Source organism: Achromobacter sp. 2789STDY5608621, assembly GCF_001299375.1.
Classification (GTDB): Bacteria; Pseudomonadota; Gammaproteobacteria; order Burkholderiales; family Burkholderiaceae_B; genus Achromobacter; species Achromobacter insuavis.
The window spans coordinates 1-1,093 of sequence record NZ_CYTU01000108.1 but is presented as its reverse complement, the minus strand read 5'-3'; the positions used below and the strand labels follow the sequence as shown (position 1 = coordinate 1,093).

At 75.2% G+C, this 1,093-nt stretch carries 1 protein-coding gene; it reads left to right on the top strand.

All coding sequences use genetic code 11. From position 1 onward, the window contains the following. Positions 1-146 precede the first annotated feature (146 nt). A partial coding sequence (locus tag AOZ53_RS33175) for a secretin N-terminal domain-containing protein (protein ID WP_304439212.1) occupies positions 147-1,093 on the top strand: 947 nt, incomplete at its 3' end.

The following is a 1,093-nucleotide window of genomic DNA, read 5'->3' as shown; positions in this document are numbered from 1 at the left end:
AGAACGCCGCGGGCGCGCCGCGACCGGGCGGCGGCGCAGGCCGGCCGCCGCGCGCGGCAACGCCGGACTCGGCGCGCGACGACGTCGCGCCGCCATCCCGGGCGGCGCCGCCGGCGGGTTCGGCGCCGCCCGCCGCGCCGGGGCCGATGGGCAATGAGGGCGTGCTGCTCAACTTCGTCGATGCCGACATTCCCGCCGTCCTGCGGGTGCTGGCGCGCTATACCGGTCGCCATTTCCTGGTGGATGCGCGGGTCAAGGGCACGCTGACCCTGGTGTCGCAGGGCCCGGTCGCGCCGGACACCGCCTACGGCATGCTGCTGGGCGCCCTGCGCATGCAGGGCTTCGCCGCGGTGGACGTGGCCGGCGGCACCCGCGTGGTGCCGGAGGCCGACGCCAAGCTGCAGGGCGGCCCGGTCGCCAATGCGGGCGCGCCGGCGGACGGCGCGGTGGTGACGCGCACCTTCCGCCTCAGCTACGAGAACGCCGCCGCGCTGGTGCCGGTGCTGCGGCCGATGATCGCGCCGAACAATCCGATCACCGCCTATCCGGCCAACAACACGCTGGTCATCACCGACTACGCCGACAACCTGGACCGCATCGGCCGCATCATCGCCAGCATCGACAACCCGTCCTCGCTGGTGACCGAGGTGGTCAAGATCCGCCAGGGCATCGCGGTCGACATCGCCGGCATGGCCTCGGAGCTGCTGGACACGCAGCAGGGCGGCGATCCGAGCCAGCGCGTGGCCGTGGTGGCCGATCCGCGCGCCAACAGCGTGATCCTGCGGTCGTCCAGCCCCGGGCGCGCCAAGCTGGCGCGCGACCTGATCCGGCAGCTGGACAGCTCGCAGAGCGATCCCGACAACCTGCACGTGGTGTATCTGCGCAACGCCCAGGCCACCCACCTGGCCAAGGTGCTGCGCGGCCTGCTGACGGGCGAGAGCGAGGGCGCGGCGGCCGGCGGCGACGCGGCGATGCGGGCCGCGCTGAGCGCCGGCGGCGGGCTGGGCGCCGCCAGCACCGGCGCCAATGCGTCCACCAGCGGCGGCAACGCTACTGCGGCATCGGGCGCCGCCGCGGCCGGCACGGCCTCGGG